Genomic DNA, 19923 nt, shown 5'->3' on the forward strand with positions numbered 1-19923 from the left:
AAAGTTTCTTCAGTGTGCAATGATGCCCAATTTAACCTAGAGGTCAGGTATGAAAGATTTCCTTATCGCTCCATCGATTCTGTCTGCAGATATGGCTCGCTTAGGCGAAGACGTAGAAAAAGTACTCGCAGCCGGTGCTGACGTGGTTCATTTCGACGTAATGGACAACCACTACGTACCAAACCTGACCTTCGGTGCGCCAATCTGTCAGGCGCTACGTGACTACGGCATCACCGCTCCAATCGATGTTCACCTAATGGTGAAGCCAGTTGATCGCATCATTCCTGATTTTGCTAAAGCGGGCGCGTCGATGATCACCTTCCATATTGAAGCATCAGAGCACGTTGACCGTACTCTACAACTGATCAAAGAACACGGCTGTAAAGCGGGTGTGGTACTAAACCCTGCAACGCCGCTGTCTCACCTTGAGTACATCATGGATAAAGTAGACATGATTCTACTGATGTCAGTAAACCCAGGTTTTGGTGGGCAATCATTCATTCCTAATACGCTTGATAAACTGCGTGCAGTTCGCAAGATGATTGATGAGTCTGGCCGCGATATTCGTCTAGAAATCGACGGTGGTGTAAAGGTTGACAACATTAAAGAGATTGCAGAAGCGGGCGCGGATATGTTCGTAGCAGGCTCGGCTATCTTTAATCAGCCAGATTACAAACAAGTGATTGATCAAATGCGCGCTGAACTGGCCAAGGTAAAGTAATTCGATGAGCAGTATTAAACTTATCGCTTTTGATTTAGACGGTACGCTGCTTGATAGCGTGCCAGATTTGGCGGTTGCAGCGGACCAAGCAGTACAAGCACTGGGTTACCCTGCAGTAACAGAAGAGCAGGTTCGCGATTACGTGGGTAATGGCGCAGATATCCTAATCGGCCGCGCATTGAGCCGCAGCTTGACGGTCTCACCTGAGCTTGATCCTGAACTGCATGCTAAAGCGCGTGTGATGTTTGATGATTACTACGAAAAAAGTGGTCACAAGCTTAGCCACCTTTACCCAGCGGTAAAAGAGACTCTAGCTGAGCTAGATAAAGCGGGCTTTACTATGGCACTGGTAACCAACAAGCCATCGAAGTTTGTCCCTGAAGTTTTAGCCAAGCACGGCATTGATAAGTATTTTGTTGATGTAATTGGCGGTGATACCTTCCCTGAGAAGAAGCCAAACCCAATGGCTTTGAATTGGCTGCTAGAGAAACACCAATGTCAGCCACAAGAGATGATGATGGTTGGTGACTCAAGCAACGACATCAAAGCGGCGAAAAATGCAGGTTGTCACTCGTTTGGCCTAACTTATGGTTACAACCACGGTGAACCAATCTCGGTGTCGCAACCTGATTATGTCGCGGACACCATCGCAGATTTAGTGGAAGCTGTCGCTGTTTGTACTGAAGCCTAATAAAAGGTCTTCCAAAATACTCGTTAATGAGTACACTGAGTAAACCGTGTTTCTAGGTGATTAATCCCTAAGTCGACACGGTTTTTTCATTTATTTAGATTAAGAAGTCAAAGGAACTATTCCCATGAGCAAACCCATCGTATTGAGTGGTGTTCAACCATCAGGTGAACTAAGTATCGGTAACTACTTGGGTGCTCTACGTCAATGGCAGCAGATGCAAGACGATTACGATTGCCAGTACTGTGTCGTAGACCTTCACGCGATTACGGTTCGTCAAGATCCGAAAGCACTGCATGAAGCGACTCTAGATGCATTAGCAATCTGTCTGGCTGTTGGTGTTGATCCGCAAAAGAGCACGCTATTTGTTCAGTCACACGTACCAGAGCATGCTCAACTTGGTTGGCTTCTTAACTGTTACACCCAGATGGGTGAACTGGGCCGCATGACTCAGTTTAAAGATAAATCAGCACGTTACTCGAAAGACTCATCTAGCCAGTTTGGTGATGTAAACGTAGGTCTGTTCGATTACCCAGTTCTTATGGCTGCAGATATCCTGCTATACGGCGCGCATCAAGTGCCTGTAGGTAGTGACCAGAAGCAACACTTGGAGCTAGCGCGTGATATCGCTAACCGCTTCAACAACATCTACTCGCCAGAGCAGCCAATCTTCCAAGTGCCAGAGCCGTACATCCCTACAGTGAATGCACGTGTAATGAGCTTGCAAGATGCAACGAAGAAGATGTCTAAGTCTGACGACAACCGTAAAAACGTGATTACTCTGCTTGAAGAGCCTAAGTCAATCATCAAGAAGATTAACAAAGCTCAAACTGACGCAGAGACTCCACCGCGTATTGCTCACGACTGGGACAACAAAGCGGGTATCTCTAACCTAATGGGTCTTTACTCAGCAGCAACAGGCATGAGCTTTGAAGAGATTGAAGCGAAGTACCAAGGTGTTGAGATGTACGGTCCATTTAAGAAAGATGTTGGTGAAGCACTGGTTACGATGCTTGAGCCAATTCAATCTGAGTACCACCGTATTCGTGCTGACCGTGCTTACATGGATCAAGTGATGAAGCAAGGTGCTGAGAAAGCATCAGCTCGCGCAGCAGAAACGTTGAAGAAAGCATACGAGGCAGTTGGCTTTGTGGCTCGTCCATAGACTCAGTAGTTTACGAAAAACATAAAAAACGGACTCATTTGAGTCCGTTTTTTTGTCTTAGTATTTTGTCATTCCATAGAGTGACGCAGGAGCGAGTAGGGAATCTTTTAAGGTTTGTGACTACTTGAAGAGATCCCCAATTCGTTCGTTCCTCACTCTTGAGGATGACAGTAGAAAAAAGGGCTGGCAAAAACGCCAGCCCTTTCGTATTCAGATAGTTCTTACTGAGCGCCTTCAAAGCCCATTTGGCGCCATGCCTCAAAGGCAATAATCGCGACCGCATTTGACAGGTTCAAGCTACGTGCATCAGGCATCATTGGAATACGAATGCGCTGATCCATCGGCATGCTTTCGATTAGCTCAGCAGGTAGACCGCGTGTTTCTGGTCCAAATAGCAGCACATCGCCTTTTTGGAAATTAGCATCTACATGGTGACCTGTTGTTTTGGTGGTACAAGCAAAGATGCGATAGCCTTTACGATTTTCTTCTAGATACTCAATGAACGCTTGGTAGTCTTTATGACGAGTGACTCGCGCAAGGTCATGGTAATCCAATCCAGCTCGGCGCACTTTTTTCTCTTCTAAATCAAAACCTAAAGGTTCAATTAGGTGAAGATTCGCCCCACAATTGGCACATAGGCGGATAATGTTACCGGTGTTCGGTGCAATTTCAGGTTCGTATAGCGCAATATCAAACATATTGATTTCTTTTTAGCTGATTGGAGAAAGGCTAGAAAGTATAAGGCGGCTTAGATAAACCGCCAAGTCTGACGTTGTGAGTTTTTATCTATGGTTGGCACTATTTGCCTTGGGCGAGCGCGATAGCATAGTTTTCACTGACTGCTTCCCAGTTGACCACGTTCCACCAAGCGTCGATATATTCAGGGCGGCGATTTTGATAGCTGATGTAGTAAGCGTGCTCCCAGACATCAAGCGCTAAAATCGGTTCACCTTGAACCTCTGCCACATCCATTAATGGGTTGTCTTGATTGGTGGTGGAGGTGATATGCAGAGCGCCATCTTTGACGATTAGCCACGCAAAGCCTGAACCAAATGTATTAATCGCGGCTTGAGCAAATAACTCTTGGAACTGTTTGTAGCTACCAAAAGTAGTGACGATAGCTTGTGCAAGCTCACCAGTTGGTGTTCCGCCGCCGTTAGGTGCCATGCAGTTCCAGTAGAGAATATGGTTGTAGTAGCCACCACCATTATTACGAACAGCTGGAGATTGCTGAGAGATCTGAGCGAAGATGTCATTGAGGCTAGTGGACTCTAGCTCGCTGCCTTTTACTGCGGTAATAAACTTATCAAAGTAAGTTCGGTGATGCTTGCTGTAATGGACTTCCATGGTCTTAGCATCAATATACGGCTCTAGCGCATCGTATGAGTAGGGAAGTTCAGGGAAAACATGAGACATAGTAAATCCTCCATTATTGAAGGATTTACTTTAAATGATAATAAGATCTATTATCAACTGTGTATTTGTAAGGTTATTCAGGGCTACCCAGTGGGAGAGTAATTTCTACTCTTAGTCCACCAAGCTCACTGCGCTTAGCTATGATGCTACCACTATGCTGACGAATGGCACTTTCGGTAATCGTGAGCCCTAGGCCAGTACCACCACTATGTCGATCACGTGCGGTAGAGACGCGATAGAATGGGCGGAATATCGCATCCAGCTCCTGTTCAGGGACTCCTTCACCGTTATCGTCAACGGCAATGACAATGTGATTGTCAGAGGTAGACATCTCAACTTCAATTCGATCCTTGCCGTAATAGATCGCATTACGCACTATGTTGTCTAGTGCGCTCATCAACAGTTTAGGATTGCCAGAGATGACCTGATCCGGGATTGCATTAAAGCTCAGGGCCTTATTCATCTGTTCTGCTTCAAATTGAGCATCGGACAAAATCGCTTCCCACAGGCTAACCATTGGCTGATCTTCTCGGGTGAGGTGACTGTCGACCTGCATTCTCGACAGCTCAAGTAACTCGGCGATCATTTGTTCTAAACGCTGCGCTTCGGTGTCGATACGAGTGAGCTCTGGGCTCTCACCTTGTTTACGAGTGGCAAGGGCGTTAGCCATTCTTAAGCGGGTCAGTGGCGAACGTAGCTCGTGAGAAATATCGGAAAGCAGCCGCTGCTGACCGGAAATCATCTGATTGACCGCTTCCACCATCTGATTAAAGCTTGCGCCTGCTTGACGGAATTCACTGGTGCCTTTTTCTAGCGTAGGATCGACGATAAATTCGCCTTTCGTCACCCGTTTTGCTGCACGTTCTAGTTTGCGCGCTGGTTGACTGAGTGCCCAAGCGAGCCATAGCAGCAATGGGGTACTGACCAGCATTACGGCAAAGAGTAGCTGAAATGGCTTATCAAACATACGCAGTAAAAATGGCGGTGGTTGGGTCCACTTAACGCCGATATACAGGAGTAGTTCTTCTTTGGCTAAAGTTATCGGCAGCGGGCCAGCCACCATATAGTGACCGTAGAGTTTTTGCTGAGGTTGTCCTGGCATTTCTACGCTGGTGATAAAGTTTTGTAGGGCACGATACCTATAATTTTTTCTTTCTTGAATGGTGAGAATATTGCCTTCAAGATCGGTGACAAAAAAGCGTGGTCGAGGGTCTTTCGGGGAGTTTCTTGGACCTTCAAGCTTGTATAGCACTCGTGCAAGGTTGTCTGCGTTACGATATTTGTTTTCTATTTTGGTTTTTATATCGATCAGTCGGTCGTAATGGTCAGCTGGAATATCACGGGCTTTTCTCGGATCAAGGTGAGGCAGTGACAATACTGCCACTAAGACCAAAAACATCGTGAACCAAAAAATGGCAAAGATACGGCCGTATAAGCTGGTGATCTTAGGTAGGCGCATCAACCCTCCTCAACCAACAGGTAGCCTCGGCCACGAATGGTCTTAATGCGAGATTTACCGTCGCTACGTTCAGGAAGTTTTTTACGTAGATTGGAGACGTGCATATCAATGGCACGGTCGAAAGCCGCAAGACGCTTGCCGAGTACATCTAAACTGAGCGCTTCCTTAGTTAAGGTATCGCCAGGATGCTGAATAAAATGCGCCAACAGAGCAAATTCGGTGGTGGTTAAGTCCAACAGTTGACCTTGGCAGTAAGCTTCTTGTTTGCCCGGGAAGACCTGAATATCTTGGTATTCAATGCAGTCAGAGTGTTTCGCCGCTTTGCCATTTGATGATTGGGTTCGACGTAAAATAGCACGGATACGCGCCATCAATTCTCGGTCGCTAAAGGGTTTAGGTAGATAGTCATCGGCGCCTAACTCTAGGCCGATCACGCGATCAATCTCTTCTCCCTTTGCGGTTAACATTAATACTGGGGTTTCCCAGGTTTCACGCAGTCGCTTCAGGGTTTCCATGCCGTTCAGTTTCGGCATCATTACGTCGAGTAAGATGAGGTCGATTTGATCGCTTAATAGCGCCAGACCTTCTTCGCCATTGTTTGCCTCAGAGACTTCAAAGCCTTCAAACGACAGCACTTCCTTAAGTAGGCTCGTCAGCTCGGTATCATCATCGATTAATAAAATGTGTGGCATAGCAAAGTCTCTAGGTAATTCTGATACGGTTATATTACTGCTAATTGCGCAATAGATTTAGGGGCAATGTAGCTCTTTACGAATCTTTACGCTCCCTAGACGTTCCTTTACGTCCCAGGTCGTATTCTACACTCAAGCGCTGCAGAGAACCGCAGCACAATCCAATAGATTAAGTGAAAGGTACGATTATGAAATTAGCAAAAAAATTAGTATTAGCAGCCGTTGTTGTTCCACTAACTCTAGGTACTGCAAGTGCCTTCGCATTCGGTGGTAAAGATCATAAGAAAGGTGGCCACGGTGAATGTGGTGGCGGTTTTGACCGTAGCGTTATGCGTAAGCTTGACCTAACTGACGCACAAAAAGATCAGCTTAAAGAGATGCGTGAAGCGGGCAAGAAAGAGATGAAAGCCAACTTCAAAGGCAATTTTGAAACGCGCCACGCTGAAATGCAGGCGCACAAAGCGAAAGTTCAAGAGCTAGTATTGGCTGATAATTTTGACCAAGCACAAGCCAATGAGCTAGCTAAAGCTATGGTTGAGAAGCAGACTGAGCGCAAAGTGAAGATGCTAGAGAAGCAGCACCAAATGCTAAGCATTCTAACGCCAGAGCAGAAAGAGAAGTTTATCGAACTTTCTCAACAGCGAGCAGACAAATGTGCTGAGAAAATGCAAAAGCGTTTCGCAGAAGAGTAATGCTCTTAAAGTGAATTTAGACAAGGCGGCCAATAGGCCGCCTTTTTTGTGTCACTTTTATTCAATACTGAAGGCGTTATACTAAAGCTAATGATGTTTTATTGTTCAGAGAGTTATGAAGCAAGAGTATGCACGTTTAGTCACGATGGCCGCTTGGACGGCAACCATTGTGGCCACGCTATTGTTAGTCGTAAAAGTCGGTGCTTGGTGGGTGACGGGGTCAGTGAGTTTACTGGCGTCTTTAATCGACTCAATGCTTGATATTGCCGCGTCACTGGTTAATTTAATTGTGGTGCGTTACTCCTTGCAGCCAGCCGACAGAGAACACACCTTTGGTCATGGTAAAGCGGAGTCTCTCGCTGCACTGGCACAAGCGATGTTTATTTCTGGTTCTGCTGTGTTTCTGATTCTTAACGGTATCGAGCGATTCTTTAGGCCGCATGAACTCCAATCACCGGAATATGGTGTTTATGTCAGTTTGTTTGCCATCTTTGTGACCTTTGGTTTGGTGACATTCCAAAAGCATGTGGTGAAACGTACCGGCAGTCAGGCAATTACTGCAGACTCGCTGCACTATCAATCTGACTTGTATATGAACGCTGCCATTATGCTCGCCTTGGGTCTGAGCTGGTTTGGTATCACTCAAGCTGACTCGGTATTCGCGGTAGGCATTGGCGTATATATTCTTTATAGCGCTTTCAAAATGGTGCAAGAAGCGACGCAAACTCTGCTCGATCGTAAATTGCCAGATGAAGAGCTCAAGGCGATTCGTGAGACTTGCGTAAAAGTGGAGGGGGTATTAGGCGTGCATCAATTGCGGACGCGTATGTCTGGGCCAACCCGTTTTATCCAGCTGCATTTAGAATTGGAAGATAATATGCGCTTGCTAGAGGCGCATCGAATCTCTGATGAAGTAGAAGAAAAATTACTTGAGCTTTTCCCTCATTCAGATGTATTAATCCACCAAGATCCTTATTCTGTGGTGTTGGGTGCGGAGAAAGCGCAGAAGTCGCAAGATTGGTAAGAGGACGCACAGACAAACCGCAACTTATTGACTATCTTTTCAGCGTTACGACTTTTAACTGTGATCCTGATATGTATCAATTAAGTGAAATAGCAAAGCTGTAATACTCTTACATAAGTAGAAAAGTTACATAATTTCGTGCAAATAAAAGTAGTATTCCTGATTAGGAAAGGTAACATATTGCACAGTTAAAGGAATTAAGTCAGTGACTGTCAATGAAAGTGGCTGACGTAAAAATTGAAATAAGATTCCCAAAAATCGAGGGTGAGCATGATTAAGAAGATCGGTGTCTTGACTAGTGGCGGTGACGCACCAGGTATGAACGCAGCAGTTCGTGGCGTGGTACGTACAGCACTATCTGAAGGTTTAGAAGTTTACGGTGTGTTTGATGGCTACTTAGGTCTATACGAAGATCGCATCGAAAAGCTAGATCGTTCAAGCGTTTCTGACGTAATCAACAAGGGTGGTACATTCTTAGGCTCTGCACGTTTCCCTGAATTCAAAGAAGTGGAAGTGCGTCAGAAAGCGATCGAAAACCTACAAAAGCACGGCATTGAAGCGCTAGTGGTTGTTGGTGGTGACGGCTCTTACATGGGTGCTAAGAAACTGACAGAAATGGGTTACCCTTGTATCGGTCTACCAGGCACTATCGATAACGATATCGCAGGTACGGATTACACTATCGGCTACCTAACAGCACTTAACACTGTTATTGATGCGATCGACCGCCTACGTGATACTTCTTCTTCGCACCAGCGTATCTCTATCGTTGAGATCATGGGCCGCCACTGTGGTGACCTAACGTTAATGTCTGCAATTGCAGGTGGTTGTGAGTACATCATCACTCCAGAAACGGGTCTAGATAAAGAAAAACTTATCAGCAACATCCAAGATGGTATTGCGAAAGGTAAGAAGCACGCGATCATTGCTCTAACTGAGCTGATGATGGATGCAAATGAACTAGCAAAAGAGATTGAAACGGCAACTGGTCGTGAAACTCGTGCAACGGTTCTTGGTCACATCCAACGTGGTGGTCGTCCGACGGCATTTGACCGCGTTCTAGCATCTCGCATGGGTAACTTCGCCGTTCACCTACTAATGGACGGCCAAGGTGGTCGTTGTGTTGGTATTCAGAAAGAGCAGCTAGTACACCACGACATTATCGACGCGATTGAAAACATGAAGCGTCCAGTTCGTGAAGACCTATTCAAGGTAGCTGAAGAGCTATTCTAAGCAAGCTTGCTTAATGCTTTAAATAAAAAGCCAGTTGGGAAACCAACTGGCTTTTTTCGTTTTACTTGGTGTTAATTACTCGATGCTAGTTAACCAGCATGGTTGAGAGTACATAGCCAACCGTCGTCGCGGTAATCACGCCAATAAAACCCGGTAGCAAGAAGCTGTGGTTGAGCACGTACTTACCAATCTGAGTTGTACCAGAGCGGTCAAAGGTAATCGCCGCTAAGTCGCTCGGGTAGAACGGGAAGAAGAAGTAGGCATAACACGCTGGTAGCACACCAATCAGTACTGGCGCTGGAATCCCCATCGCAAAGCCGAGCGGTAGCATGATGGTTAATACCGCGGCTTGGCTTTTCAGGAACACTGACACAACGAACATCGCAATGGCAAAGGTCCAAGGGTGCGCCGCAACGATATCGCTAACCAAGCTAATCAGATACGGCTTGTGGAAGCCAATGATGGTGTCACTCATCCAAGCGATACCAAAGATGATGATCACCGCGGTCATACCAGCGATAAACACATTGCTGTGGACGATCTTCTTCGGCTCGACCTTGGTGGTCAATAGGATCAACGCGCCGACGGAAAGCATCAAGAACTGAATCGCCACTGACATTTTCACGCCGTCTGGCAGTAGACCTAAATCTTTACCAAACATAGCGACAAAGATAACCGTCGCAATACCCGCAAGGAAGATAGTTAACCCTTTCTTCGCCATACCTTCATGAGCTTGGTCATCTTCGACATCACTGCTGGCATCCACGAGCTGAGCTTTGAATTCAGGATCTTGGCAGCGCTCTATAAACGCAGAGTCTTGGTCGAGTTCTTTACCGCGTTTCAAGCTCCATAGACAGCCAACGAGTACGCCAATTAAGGTCGCAGGAATAGTCACTAGCAATACGTTGACTAAGCCAATATCTAAGCTGTTATCTGCTGCGGTCGCCATTACGACTGCGGCTGCCGCGGCGATTGGGCTAGCAGTAATGCCCATTTGTGAGGCAACCGTCGCCATCGCCATCGGGCGTTCAGGTCGAATGCCTTTCTTATAAGCAACGTCGTAAATAACAGGTAGCAGTGGGTAAACCGAGTGACCCGTACCAACAAGTACGGTTAAAGAGTAGGTACACAGTGGGCCAAGGAAGACAATTTGGCTAGGGTGTTTACGTAATAAACGTTCGGCAAATTTAACCAATAGCTTGAGGCCACCAGTGGCTTCCAAGGTTGCCGATGCAGCGACCACCGCAAGGATAATCAACATCACGCTGATTGGTGGAGAGCCTGGTGCGATACCAAAAACAAAAGCGAGGACCGAAACGCCTAGGCCCCCGAGTAGACCAAAAGCAATGCCTCCGTGGCGGATACCGATAAATATCACCGTCAGAAGCAGGAGCATATGCACGTAAAACATAACTAAACCCTACAATGGTAATGAAACTCTCTGTACATTACCCAAAAGTGGTAGGTGTTAATGTGAGGCTTAGTGCTTATATCGTGACAAGCTTTTGTTTTCGAACGCTTCTTTGTCTTTCATCAAAATGCGGCGCTGTATCGAAAGATTTGTTTCGATTTCGCCGCAATGATCATGGTTTTGGACGAGAGACTTTGCGGCTGTGGAATTTTTGGTGAACACCACGGCGCAGTGCTTTGATTCTATTCTCTGCTCTATCTACCCCAAGCAGGACACTTAATACCAGCAGAGTGATGACAACAGATTGTTGTAAGTAGCCGAGTCCGATCATCATACCGAGTGCAGCCAATACCCAGATAACGGCTGCAGATGTGACGCCATGGATCTTACCATCTAAGGTCATCATTACGCCGGCGCCTAAGAATCCAACACCGGTAATGATCTGACCAAGCACACGCGCTTGGTCGAGGGTATTTGGTGAAAGAGAGACCGCCATCGACATAAAGAAATAGGTGCCAGAGATGATCAAAATTGAGGTTCTGATACCAACAGGTTTACCGCGAGTTTGGCGCTCGACACCGACCAAAATACCATTGATGGCGCAGCAAAGAAGTGCAGCCCAGCTAAAAGGGCCAAGGTCGAGAAGTTGTTCGATAGTTGGTTGCATAATGACCTCCAAAACGTCGGAGTATGCAGATAATAGACCCGTCTATCGAACAAAAGATTTTTGTCTTGATGATAAAAGTGCGCGATCAGCAGCCGTTAGTCGATAGGGTATAACTTGGCGGTGCGGCTGAAGTTGCTTCACCGTATTGAAGAAAGCAATTTAATCCCGCTTGGCGACGGCTGGCAGGCATGTACAGGATAATGCCATCGTTTGGATTGGTATTGCTGAAATACCAGTCCGCGCCGTCGTCACCCCATGTGGCATCATCGATATTGGCATCGATGATTTGTGCCCACGCACCAGCGTTATCTGCGCTGGCATAACCAAACGCAATATCGACGTTATCACCTTCAATGGTCACCGATGCGCTGGCGGCGGTATCTAGCCCTTGTACTGAAGAGATGCCAATCAATTGATCGTTCGCTCCTTGCATCGCTCCTTGCAGGCCGTTTAGCGCCGAGATACGAGCATCGCTCTGTAGGTCAACTAACCTTGGCATAGCGGTAACGGCAAGAATCGCCAGTATGACAATGATGATAACGAGTTCAATTAAGGTAAAGCCTTTCGGTTTCATAGTTACTCTAAATGTAGATCGAGTGGTGTTTTACTGGCTCTTCCGCCAATTTCACGGGTTAATTTTGGTACTAGGTAGCCGGAGACTTTTTCCATCACACCCGCCATGATTGTTTTGGCTTGTTGATCCGAAATAAAGAAGTGCGCCGCACCTTGAACTTTATCAAGCACATGCATGTAATAAGGCAGTACGCCAGCGTCAAACAGTGCTTGGCTCAAAGCGGACTGGGCATCAATGCTATCGTTGACACCTTTAAGCATAACTCCCTGATTTAGAAGCGTAACACCCGCGTGCTTTAACGTCGTTAAGCTGTCTCGCAATTCTTGATTAATCTCTTGTGCGTGGTTGATATGAGTAACCAGAATTGTTTGTAGACGGGTGTTTTCCAGCAAATTAGCCAAGGCAGGAGTAATACGAGCAGGGATCACAACTGGCAGCCGTGAGTGAATGCGCAGTCGTTTGATATGTGGAATATCGGCGATGTGATTGACTAGCCAGGCCAGTTCTTCATCTTTAGCCATAAGCGGATCGCCGCCGGAAAGAATGACTTCATCGATCTCTGGGTGTTGCTGAATATAGTCTAAACTTTGCTGCCAGACTGATTTTGAGCCCTTGTTCTCGTCATAGGGGAAGTGACGTCGAAAGCAATAGCGACAGTTGATCGCGCAGCCGCCCTTAACGATTATCAAGGCGCGGTTATGGTATTTATGCAATAGTCCAGGCACGGCATTGTTCTGTTCTTCTAGTGGATCAGTTGAGTAGCCTGGGTGAATCTCAAACTCTTCGCTCAGCGGTAGGACTTGGCGTAAAAGCGGATCGAAAGGATTGCCTTTTTCCATTCTATCGACAAAACTTTGCGGCACACGCTGCGCAAAAAGCTTACGAGCGTCAAACCCGTTTTGCCAAGGAGAAGGATCAATTTCTAGCTTCTCAAGCAATTTTGCGGGATCAGAGATCCCATTCGCTAGCTGTTTGAGCCAGTTTTGCTCAACAGAAACAACTTTTCGGGTTATGATGTGCGGCATTGAATTTAGCTCTAAGAATGTAAGAGGAAAAAATGGCTACTGTTAGCACCAATGAATTTAAAGGCGGTCTAAAACTAATGCTTGATAGCGAGCCTTGCGTTATCTTGGAAAATGAATACGTTAAGCCAGGTAAAGGCCAAGCATTCAACCGCGTAAAAATTCGTAAACTTCTTTCTGGTAAAGTGCTAGAGAAAACCTTTAAGTCTGGTGAATCTTTTGAAGTTGCAGACGTAATGGATACCGACCTAGATTATCTATATAACGACGGCGAATTCTACCACTTTATGAACAATGAAACATTTGAACAGATCGCTGCAGATGCTAAAGCGGTCGGTGACAATGCGAAATGGTTGGTAGAAAACAACACATGTATGCTAACGCTTTGGAACGATAATCCAATTGCCGTTACGCCGCCAAACTTCGTTGAGCTAGAAGTTACTGACACTGATCCTGGCCTAAAAGGTGACACTCAGGGTACAGGTGGTAAACCAGCAACTCTCTCTACTGGCGCAGTAGTACGTGTTCCTCTATTCATCTCAATTGGCGAAGTGATCAAAGTTGATACTCGTACAGGTGAATACGTAGGTCGTGTAAAATAAGCTCGATTTATGTCAAGTTTTAGAAAAAGGTCACTTCGGTGGCCTTTTTTTGTTTTTCACCACCCCCTTTGATGTGCCACAATTTTAGTTTGGCCATAGGTAACTACACTACTACTCATGAAACAGTCTCTTAGAATCTGGCTTGATGCCGCTCGCCCAAAAACTTTGCCACTGGCATTGGTCTCTATCTTAACTGGTAGTGTGTTGGCGTACTCTACTCATCAGTTTTCTCCCGTAGTTGCACTATTGGCATTCCTGACGGCGACCTTACTACAGATATTGTCCAACCTTGCCAATGACTATGGTGATGCGGTTAAAGGTACCGACAACGAAAACCGCTTAGGCCCTGTCCGTGCGATTCAATCGGGGGCGGTGACGCAACAAGATATGAAACATGCCATGGTGATCAACATTATATTGACCATGTTATCTGGCTTAGTGTTGGTTATCTATGCATTGGAAAGTCTGCAGAGTATTTTGGCCTTTATTGGCTTAGGCGTGTTGGCTATCATTGCTGCGATCGCTTATACCGTCGGTAATAAACCTTACGGTTATGTTGGCTTGGGTGATATTTCCGTTTTTATCTTCTTTGGCTTGCTCGGTGTGGCAGGAACCTATTTCCTTCATACGGGTATTGTCGCGCCACAATTGATTCTTCCCGCTGTTGGCTGTGGTTTACTCGCAGTGGCAGTGCTCAATATCAATAATATGCGTGATATCGAAAATGATGAAGTGTGTGGCAAAAGAACCGTTGCAGTGCGATTAGGACAAAGACGAGCGAAACAGTACCACTTTGCTTTATTGTCTGGTGCGGTTTTAGCGTTCGCCGCTTACTTGATCCATCAGCCAACGCCATTATGGATTAGCTTACCGTTTTTACTTAGCCTGCTGGTGACTTATAAGCACGGTAAGGCGGTGTGGCTAGCGGACAAACCAGCGCAGATTGCGCCAATGATGCCTGTAATTGTTAAGTGCTCAATGGTGACAAACCTACTATTTGCGGGTGTGGTTATTGCTCAAACTCTAGTGAGTTAAGTGATGCATGTCATTGCATTGACTTAATGACCCTTTATACTCGATTAAGAAACCAACGGTATGGGAAGGAATACTATGGAATACAATACTTCTGCTTTGTGTGACATTTACTTAGAGCAAGTCGATGTTGTTGAGCCTATGTTCAGCAATTTTGGCGGCAGTGCATCTTTTGCGGGCCAAATCACCACCGTTAAGTGTTTCGAAGACAATGGGCTGGTTCGTGAACTGCTAGAGCAAGATGGCCTAGGTCGAGTGCTGCTGATTGATGGTGGCGGTTCATTACGCCGTGCATTGATTGATGCTGAATTGGCGTCACTTGCTGAAGAGAACGAGTGGGAAGGCATTGTCGTTTATGGCTGTGTGCGCGAAGTCGACGAGCTAGAAGATATGAGTATCGGTATTCAAGCGCTGGCATCGATTCCGGTTGGAGCTACTGCCCAAGGTGTTGGCGAAGTTGACATTCCGGTGAACTTTGGTGGTGTTACCTTCCTACCAGAAGATTACCTCTATGCCGATAATACTGGTGTGATTCTCTCTCAAGAGCCATTGGATATTGAGCTCGAAATCGAAGATGACGCAGAAGACGCTGCTTAATTAAAGCATTTCCGTATTACGAAGAGGTTGCTCGTGGTTTAAACGCGTAGCAACCTCTTTTTAGTTTGAGCTAGACGCCAGTTCAGCCAAGTACTTTTGACGCAGCCTTAATGCGTAAAGGTAGCCCATCACGCCACCTAAAATATTGCCGCAAGCAATGCCAATAAATAGCCCCTCAATGTCATACAGCTGGCTGCCTAACCAAGCACAAGGCAGAGTAAATACGAACAGACGCATAAAGCTCCATTGGAATGCTTTTAGTGGTTCGTGCAGGGCGTTTAAGCCAGAGACCAACATCATCATCACCCCTTGAAAACCGTAGCTAAATGGCACCACCAGTAGATAATGCCACAGCAGATCTTTCACTGCTTGTTCTTGGGAGAATAACGCCGCCAAAGGAATACTCAGCGGTACCATCATGATGAAAATACCCAACTGAAATACCATTGAAAATCTCATGCTAATAAACAGCCCGGAAAAGCTGCGTCCGAGGTTATTTGCGCCCATATTCTGGGCAATAAAAGGCGTTAGCGCTGAAGTGAGTGACATCAAAACCAATATCAAAATTGATTCAACTCGCTGCGCAGCACCATAAGCAGCGACGGCGGCGGTACCATGCGCAGACAGCATTACCATGAGCAGTGCGCCAGAAATAGGAGTGAGCGCGTTGGATAGCGCGGCTGGCGTGCCAATCTTTAAAATCTGTCGCCAATCAGAAATGAGGGTGGTTAAGCAGGGTAGCGCAATTAATTTTTCGCGCTTAGCCAAGACATAAAGTGAACCACATAATGCGCCCAACCAGCTAAACGCACTGGCGATTGCCGCGCCTTGAATCCCTAGCTCAGGAAAAGGGCCATAACCGAAGATGAGTAGTGGGTCGAGCATGCCGTTGATCATACCGGCAAGCATCATGATTTTGGCTGGTGTCTTAGTATCTCCTGTCGCGCGAATAGCCGCGTTGCCAGCCATAGGGATCACCAACAGAGGAATGGTGAGATACCAAATATCCATATATTGGTGAATGAGCGGCAATAGCGCACGATCGGCACCAAGTAATAAAAACAGTGGTTCAATGGTCGCTAAACCGAGCATGGATGCGAGCGCGACTAGAGATACCGCCAATACGAGGCCATGAGTGGAAAAGCGCGCTGCGTCTTGGGCGTGACCTTGACCAAGCAATCGACCAATATTGGTTGAGAGCCCCATGCCAATACCCATGGTAATACAGTTCACCGCGAAGGTGACGGGGAAGGTATAGCTGATCGCTGCTAACGCTTTGGTGCCGAGCAGGGAAATAAAGAAGGTATCCACTAGGTTAAACATCAAAATGGCCACCATGCCGAAGGTCATCGGGACGGTCATTTGACGTAATACGGTAGGGATGGGGCCAGTTAAGAGGCCATGCTTATCCTGCATCGGGAACAACTAAGTTAGTAACAGAACGAGTAGGATACTTGATTGAAGTGACAGACACAAAAAAGGCCAGCCGAAGCTGACCTTTTCTTTCATTTAAACAGAGTCGTTTAAATTAAGCTTTTGCTTTAGCCGCTGCTTTAGCGATAGCTGCAAAACCAGCTGGGTTAAGAGCTGCACCGCCAACTAGAGCACCGTCGATGTCTGGTTGTGCGAAGTAAGCTTCAGCGTTTTCTGGCTTAACAGAACCACCGTATTGGATGATTACTTGCTCAGCAACTGCTGCGTCTTTTTCAGCGATCATCGCGCGGATAGAAGCGTGGATGCGTTGTGCATCTTCAGCTGTAGCTGCTTTACCAGTACCGATAGCCCAGATTGGTTCGTAAGCGATGATTGCGCCGTTAAGAGCTTCAACACCGTAAGCGTCGATAACTGCGTTGATTTGACGTGCACATACTGCTTCAGTTTCACCAGCTTCGTTTTGAGCTTCAGATTCACCGATACAGAAAACAGGCTTTAGACCGTTCTCTTGTAGGAACTTGAATTTCTTAGCAACGAACTCGTCTGATTCGTTGTGGTATTCACGACGCTCAGAGTGACCGATGATGATGTGAGTAGCACCGAAGTCTTTCAGCATCTCTGGAGACATGTCGCCAGTGAATGCACCGCTGTTGTTTAGGTCAGTGTTCTGTGCACCTAGGATGATCTTGTTACCGCCTTCAGCGATTAGACGCTCAGCAAGGTCGATGTAAAGTGCAGGTGGAGCTACTGCTACGTCAACACCTTCAACGCCTTCAAGTTCTGCATTAAGACCAGTTAGCAGCTCAGTTACCATTGCTTTGCTACCGTTAAGTTTCCAGTTACCCATCACTACAGGACGACGCATAGGAATATCTCCGTATTTAATCAGTTAATGTAAAAAATCTTCGTAAGAATATAACAGATAAAATTGACCAGATCATGATTACCGTCATGTCTTATCGGGATATCATCGATTGGTTGGAGCAGTCAGCCCACAGATATCTCTTTATTATGTGGTATATCAGTGATCCATTGAACAAATTGGCGGAAACCGTCTCGGAATTCAGTATAGAAGTTGTTAATAGTGGGTGTTCATTTTTCCTTTCTTATGAAATTCACTTACATCTGAGGATGACTATGCCGAACCTAGTAATGGAATACTCCAACTCTGTTGATGAGCGCGTTAATGTGCAAGGGCTGTTAGAGGACTTACATCAAGTGACACTTCAATGTGGCTTGTTTGATGTTGGATCCGTAAAATCGCGTGCATTGCGCTGTCATAACTGGTTGATCGGTGATGAGGGTGATAGTGTCGATTTTGTTCATATTAGCTTTGAACTACTTGCCGGGCGCAGTGATGAACAAAAGCGCGACCTGTCGCGTCAATTGATGGATGTGCTACAACAGCAAGCCAGTCATGTGCGTAGCCTGACGGTCAATATACGTGATATGGATACAGAATGTTTTCAGAAGGTGATCAATTAATTTGAATGCACCGACTGCTTTTTTATTTGGTAATAAAATTTAGGTAATGAAGGATGTCGATTAAAGAATTGCTATTTTCGTTTCAAGGTCGAATCGGACGTAAAGTCTATTGGATTTGGAATGCAGTTTACTACTTGTTGATTGTGGGTTTTGCGTTGGGGATGAATGTTCTGTTCCCGTCGTTGGCACACTTGATTCTTCCTGTGTTCCTGATTGTTGTCCTGATCCCTGATTTAGCGATTACCGCCAAACGTTGGCATGACCGAGGCAAATCAAGCTGGTGGTTATTGCTTAATATCCCGCTAGTGATTGGTCGAATGACAGTGCCCGTTGGCGATCCTGGTATCGCGACAGATACAACTATGCTTCAAGCGGTTAGCTCTTTTGCTGCACTTATCTGTGGCGCTTGGATTCTGGTTGAGTGTGGTTTCCTAAAAGGCGCCAGCGGTGACAACCAATACGGACCAGAGCCGAAGTAGAAAGGGATTCGTCTTTTTAGAAATTAGCCGTCATTCCATAGAGTGACGAAGGAGCGAGTAGGGAATCTCTTTGAGTTTCTGGCTCGCTTTAACAGATCCCCAATTCACTCGTGCCTCGCTCTCGAGGATGACAGAGATATCCGTTGATACTAAAAAGGGTTGGCACCAGTGCCAACCCTTTTTATTGCTAGCTTGTCGCTATTTGCGCAGAAACACCTGTTCAACTTTATGACTCTGACTTTTCTTTAGAATCAGATGGGCTCGGCCTTTGGTTGGCAGAATGTTGGCATCTAGGTTTACACCGTTGATCGATTGCCAAATGCTGTGCGCCTTCTCAATCGCTTTTGGTACGGTTAAGCGTGTGTAGTGGCTAAAGTAAGAGCCAGGTTTGGTGAAGGCACCTTTGCGGAAGTTGAGGAATCGCTCGACATACCATTGCTCAATAACATTACTCTCTGCATCGACATAAAGAGAAAAGTCTAAAAAGTCAGAGACAAAAACACGGTGCGGGTCATGTGGGTAGTCCATACCACTTTGCAGTACGTTCAAGCCTTCAATAATCAACACATCCGGTCTATCAACCACTTTGACTTCGTCAGTGATGTCGTAAGTGATGTGTGAATAAACCGGCACTTCCAGATTTGGCTTAGCAGCTTTCACATCAGAGACAAATTGCACCAAACGCTTAATATCATAAGATTCCGGGAAACCTTTACGGTGCATGATGCTGCGTTCGTCGAGGACTTTCTTTGGATATAAGAAACCGTCCGTCGTCACCAGTTCAACTTTCGGGTGGTTTTCCCAACGAGACAGCAGGGCTTTCAGTAGACGAGCCGTGGTGCTTTTACCTACCGCGACACTGCCGGCGATACCGATAATAAACGGAGGCGCGCTCTCTTGGTTACCAAGAAAGTTGTTTAATACTGTGTTTCGGTTTTGTCTGGCCGCGATGTAGAGGTTAAGTAAACGCGATAGCGGCAGGTAAATTTCTTCTACCTCATCCATGGTCAGGCTTTCATTGACGCCTTGCAGCTCGACCAGATCGGTCTCGGATAATGTCATTGGTACTGAATTGCGTAATTCAGCCCATTGTTGACGATTAAAAGAGAGATACGGGGTCATAGTCATCCTAACTTGGTTTTACGATAGAGCTGCGAAAATACAACAACCAACAAATATTGCAAATGACGGATGCGACATTAGGCGCTTTTATAAATAGAATTGCGTGAATTTTCAGCAAACAAGCAGAAACTTTGTAAAAACAGATTTTTTTTTAAATTTGCTATTGCAAGGTAGAAAATCATTCAATAGAATGCGCACCACTTATGCCGACTTAGCTCAGTAGGTAGAGCAACTGACTTGTAATCAGTAGGTCACCAGTTCGATTCCGGTAGTCGGCACCATTTCTCCGCTTATTCTCTTTTTAGAGAACGAGAGATTTGGAGTAAAAATTTGGAGGGGTTCCCGAGTGGCCAAAGGGATCAGACTGTAAATCTGCTGGCACTGCCTTCGATGGTTCGAATCCGTCCC

The 19923-nt window shown here is 46.1% G+C and carries 22 protein-coding genes and 1 tRNA gene; 12 read left to right on the forward strand and 11 right to left on the reverse strand.

The genetic code is table 11. From position 1 onward, the window contains the following. Nucleotides 1–49 precede the first annotated feature (49 nt). The 3 genes from rpe to trpS all read left to right on the forward strand — a co-directional run bounded on the left by rpe (nt 50) and on the right by trpS (nt 2574). Nucleotides 50–721, forward strand: coding sequence for a ribulose-phosphate 3-epimerase (gene rpe, locus ACHUFZ_RS19620; RefSeq protein ID WP_004415927.1), 672 nt, complete (start codon nt 50–52; stop codon nt 719–721). 4 nt (nt 722–725) lie between these two features. Further along, nucleotides 726–1412 (forward strand): phosphoglycolate phosphatase, encoded by a 687-nt coding sequence (locus ACHUFZ_RS19625; RefSeq protein WP_394128463.1) that lies wholly within the window; start codon nt 726–728, stop codon nt 1410–1412. Between the two features lie 124 nt (nt 1413–1536). Beyond that, on the forward strand, nt 1537–2574 hold the full coding sequence (gene trpS / locus ACHUFZ_RS19630) for a tryptophan--tRNA ligase (protein WP_394128464.1): 1038 nt from the start codon (nt 1537–1539) through the stop codon (nt 2572–2574). Between the two features lie 221 nt (nt 2575–2795). Here trpS and trmL read toward each other — a convergent pair whose 3' ends face one another. From trmL to ACHUFZ_RS19650, 4 genes are all read right to left on the reverse strand, one after another. Continuing rightward, a complete protein-coding gene (gene trmL, locus ACHUFZ_RS19635) occupies nt 2796–3272 on the reverse strand; it encodes a tRNA (uridine(34)/cytosine(34)/5-carboxymethylaminomethyluridine(34)-2'-O)-methyltransferase TrmL (RefSeq protein ID WP_394128465.1) in 477 nt (158 codons plus the stop codon). A gap of 100 nt (nt 3273–3372) precedes the next feature. Further along, nucleotides 3373–3990: a superoxide dismutase gene (locus ACHUFZ_RS19640; RefSeq protein ID WP_394128466.1), complete on the reverse strand. Its 618-nt coding sequence runs from the start codon at nt 3988–3990 to the stop codon at nt 3373–3375. 73 nt (nt 3991–4063) lie between these two features. Continuing rightward, nucleotides 4064–5449, reverse strand: a complete 1386-nt coding sequence (gene cpxA / locus ACHUFZ_RS19645; protein ID WP_394128467.1) for an envelope stress sensor histidine kinase CpxA — start codon at nt 5447–5449, stop codon at nt 4064–4066. Beyond that, nucleotides 5449–6141 carry a response regulator gene (locus ACHUFZ_RS19650; RefSeq protein WP_394128468.1) on the reverse strand — a complete coding sequence of 231 codons (693 nt, stop codon included), beginning with the start codon at nt 6139–6141 and terminating at the stop codon, nt 5449–5451. Before ACHUFZ_RS19650 ends, cpxA begins: the two co-directional genes overlap by 1 nt. Before the next feature lie 188 nt (nt 6142–6329). Here ACHUFZ_RS19650 and ACHUFZ_RS19655 point away from each other — a divergent pair, with 188 nt between their 5' ends. From ACHUFZ_RS19655 to pfkA, 3 genes are all read left to right on the forward strand, one after another. Beyond that, nucleotides 6330–6833: a CpxP family protein gene (locus ACHUFZ_RS19655; protein ID WP_394128469.1), complete on the forward strand. Its 504-nt coding sequence runs from the start codon at nt 6330–6332 to the stop codon at nt 6831–6833. A 115-nt stretch (nt 6834–6948) separates the two neighbouring features. Beyond that, nucleotides 6949–7857, forward strand: a complete 909-nt coding sequence (gene fieF / locus ACHUFZ_RS19660; RefSeq protein ID WP_394128470.1) for a CDF family cation-efflux transporter FieF — start codon at nt 6949–6951, stop codon at nt 7855–7857. A gap of 270 nt (nt 7858–8127) precedes the next feature. Next, nucleotides 8128–9090 (forward strand): 6-phosphofructokinase, encoded by a 963-nt coding sequence (pfkA, locus tag ACHUFZ_RS19665; RefSeq protein ID WP_134837379.1) that lies wholly within the window; start codon nt 8128–8130, stop codon nt 9088–9090. Between the two features lie 85 nt (nt 9091–9175). Here pfkA and ACHUFZ_RS19670 read toward each other — a convergent pair whose 3' ends face one another. The 4 genes from ACHUFZ_RS19670 to epmB form a co-directional block, all read right to left on the reverse strand. After that, a complete protein-coding gene (locus tag ACHUFZ_RS19670) occupies nt 9176–10501 on the reverse strand; it encodes an anaerobic C4-dicarboxylate transporter (protein WP_394128471.1) in 1326 nt (441 codons plus the stop codon). 172 nt (nt 10502–10673) lie between these two features. Beyond that, nucleotides 10674–11168 carry an MgtC/SapB family protein gene (locus ACHUFZ_RS19675; protein ID WP_053441402.1) on the reverse strand — a complete coding sequence of 165 codons (495 nt, stop codon included), beginning with the start codon at nt 11166–11168 and terminating at the stop codon, nt 10674–10676. Between the two features lie 85 nt (nt 11169–11253). After that, entirely contained in the window at nt 11254–11742 is a 489-nt protein-coding gene (locus tag ACHUFZ_RS19680; RefSeq protein WP_394128472.1) for a prepilin-type N-terminal cleavage/methylation domain-containing protein, read from the reverse strand. A gap of 2 nt (nt 11743–11744) precedes the next feature. Further along, nucleotides 11745–12767 (reverse strand): EF-P beta-lysylation protein EpmB, encoded by a 1023-nt coding sequence (gene epmB / locus ACHUFZ_RS19685; RefSeq protein WP_394128473.1) that lies wholly within the window; start codon nt 12765–12767, stop codon nt 11745–11747. A gap of 32 nt (nt 12768–12799) precedes the next feature. Between epmB and efp the strand changes: the two genes are divergently transcribed. The 3 genes from efp to rraA all read left to right on the forward strand — a co-directional run bounded on the left by efp (nt 12800) and on the right by rraA (nt 14995). Continuing rightward, nucleotides 12800–13366, forward strand: coding sequence for an elongation factor P (gene efp, locus ACHUFZ_RS19690; protein WP_126575776.1), 567 nt, complete (start codon nt 12800–12802; stop codon nt 13364–13366). A gap of 117 nt (nt 13367–13483) precedes the next feature. After that, complete coding sequence (locus tag ACHUFZ_RS19695) at nt 13484–14401, forward strand: 1,4-dihydroxy-2-naphthoate polyprenyltransferase (protein ID WP_394128474.1); 918 nt, start codon at nt 13484–13486, stop codon at nt 14399–14401. Nucleotides 14402–14476: 75 nt separating this feature from the next. Beyond that, a complete protein-coding gene (rraA, locus tag ACHUFZ_RS19700; RefSeq protein ID WP_134837374.1) occupies nt 14477–14995 on the forward strand; it encodes a ribonuclease E activity regulator RraA in 519 nt (172 codons plus the stop codon). Between the two features lie 60 nt (nt 14996–15055). On the opposite strand, the gene ACHUFZ_RS19705 is transcribed toward rraA, so the two are convergent. Beyond that, the gene (locus ACHUFZ_RS19705) at nt 15056–16411 is read right to left on the reverse strand and encodes an MATE family efflux transporter (RefSeq protein ID WP_394128475.1); all 1356 of its coding nucleotides are present in this window, start codon (nt 16409–16411) and stop codon (nt 15056–15058) included. A gap of 112 nt (nt 16412–16523) precedes the next feature. Then, nucleotides 16524–17294: a triose-phosphate isomerase gene (gene tpiA / locus ACHUFZ_RS19710; RefSeq protein WP_394128476.1), complete on the reverse strand. Its 771-nt coding sequence runs from the start codon at nt 17292–17294 to the stop codon at nt 16524–16526. Between the two features lie 272 nt (nt 17295–17566). Between tpiA and ACHUFZ_RS19715 the strand changes: the two genes are divergently transcribed. Both ACHUFZ_RS19715 and ACHUFZ_RS19720 read left to right on the forward strand, forming a co-directional pair. Then, nucleotides 17567–17914, forward strand: coding sequence for a 5-carboxymethyl-2-hydroxymuconate Delta-isomerase (locus tag ACHUFZ_RS19715; RefSeq protein ID WP_134837372.1), 348 nt, complete (start codon nt 17567–17569; stop codon nt 17912–17914). A 53-nt stretch (nt 17915–17967) separates the two neighbouring features. Further along, nucleotides 17968–18393, forward strand: a complete 426-nt coding sequence (locus ACHUFZ_RS19720; protein ID WP_394128477.1) for a DUF805 domain-containing protein — start codon at nt 17968–17970, stop codon at nt 18391–18393. A gap of 198 nt (nt 18394–18591) precedes the next feature. Here ACHUFZ_RS19720 and coaA read toward each other — a convergent pair whose 3' ends face one another. Continuing rightward, on the reverse strand, nt 18592–19515 hold the full coding sequence (gene coaA, locus ACHUFZ_RS19725) for a type I pantothenate kinase (protein WP_394128478.1): 924 nt from the start codon (nt 19513–19515) through the stop codon (nt 18592–18594). A gap of 205 nt (nt 19516–19720) precedes the next feature. Here coaA and ACHUFZ_RS19730 point away from each other — a divergent pair. Then, nucleotides 19721–19796 (forward strand) — tRNA-Thr (locus tag ACHUFZ_RS19730). The last annotated feature ends 127 nt before the right edge of the window (nt 19797–19923 follow it).

The organism is Vibrio hepatarius (assembly GCF_043642085.1).
In the GTDB taxonomy this organism is placed as follows: Bacteria; Pseudomonadota; Gammaproteobacteria; order Enterobacterales; family Vibrionaceae; genus Vibrio; species Vibrio hepatarius_C.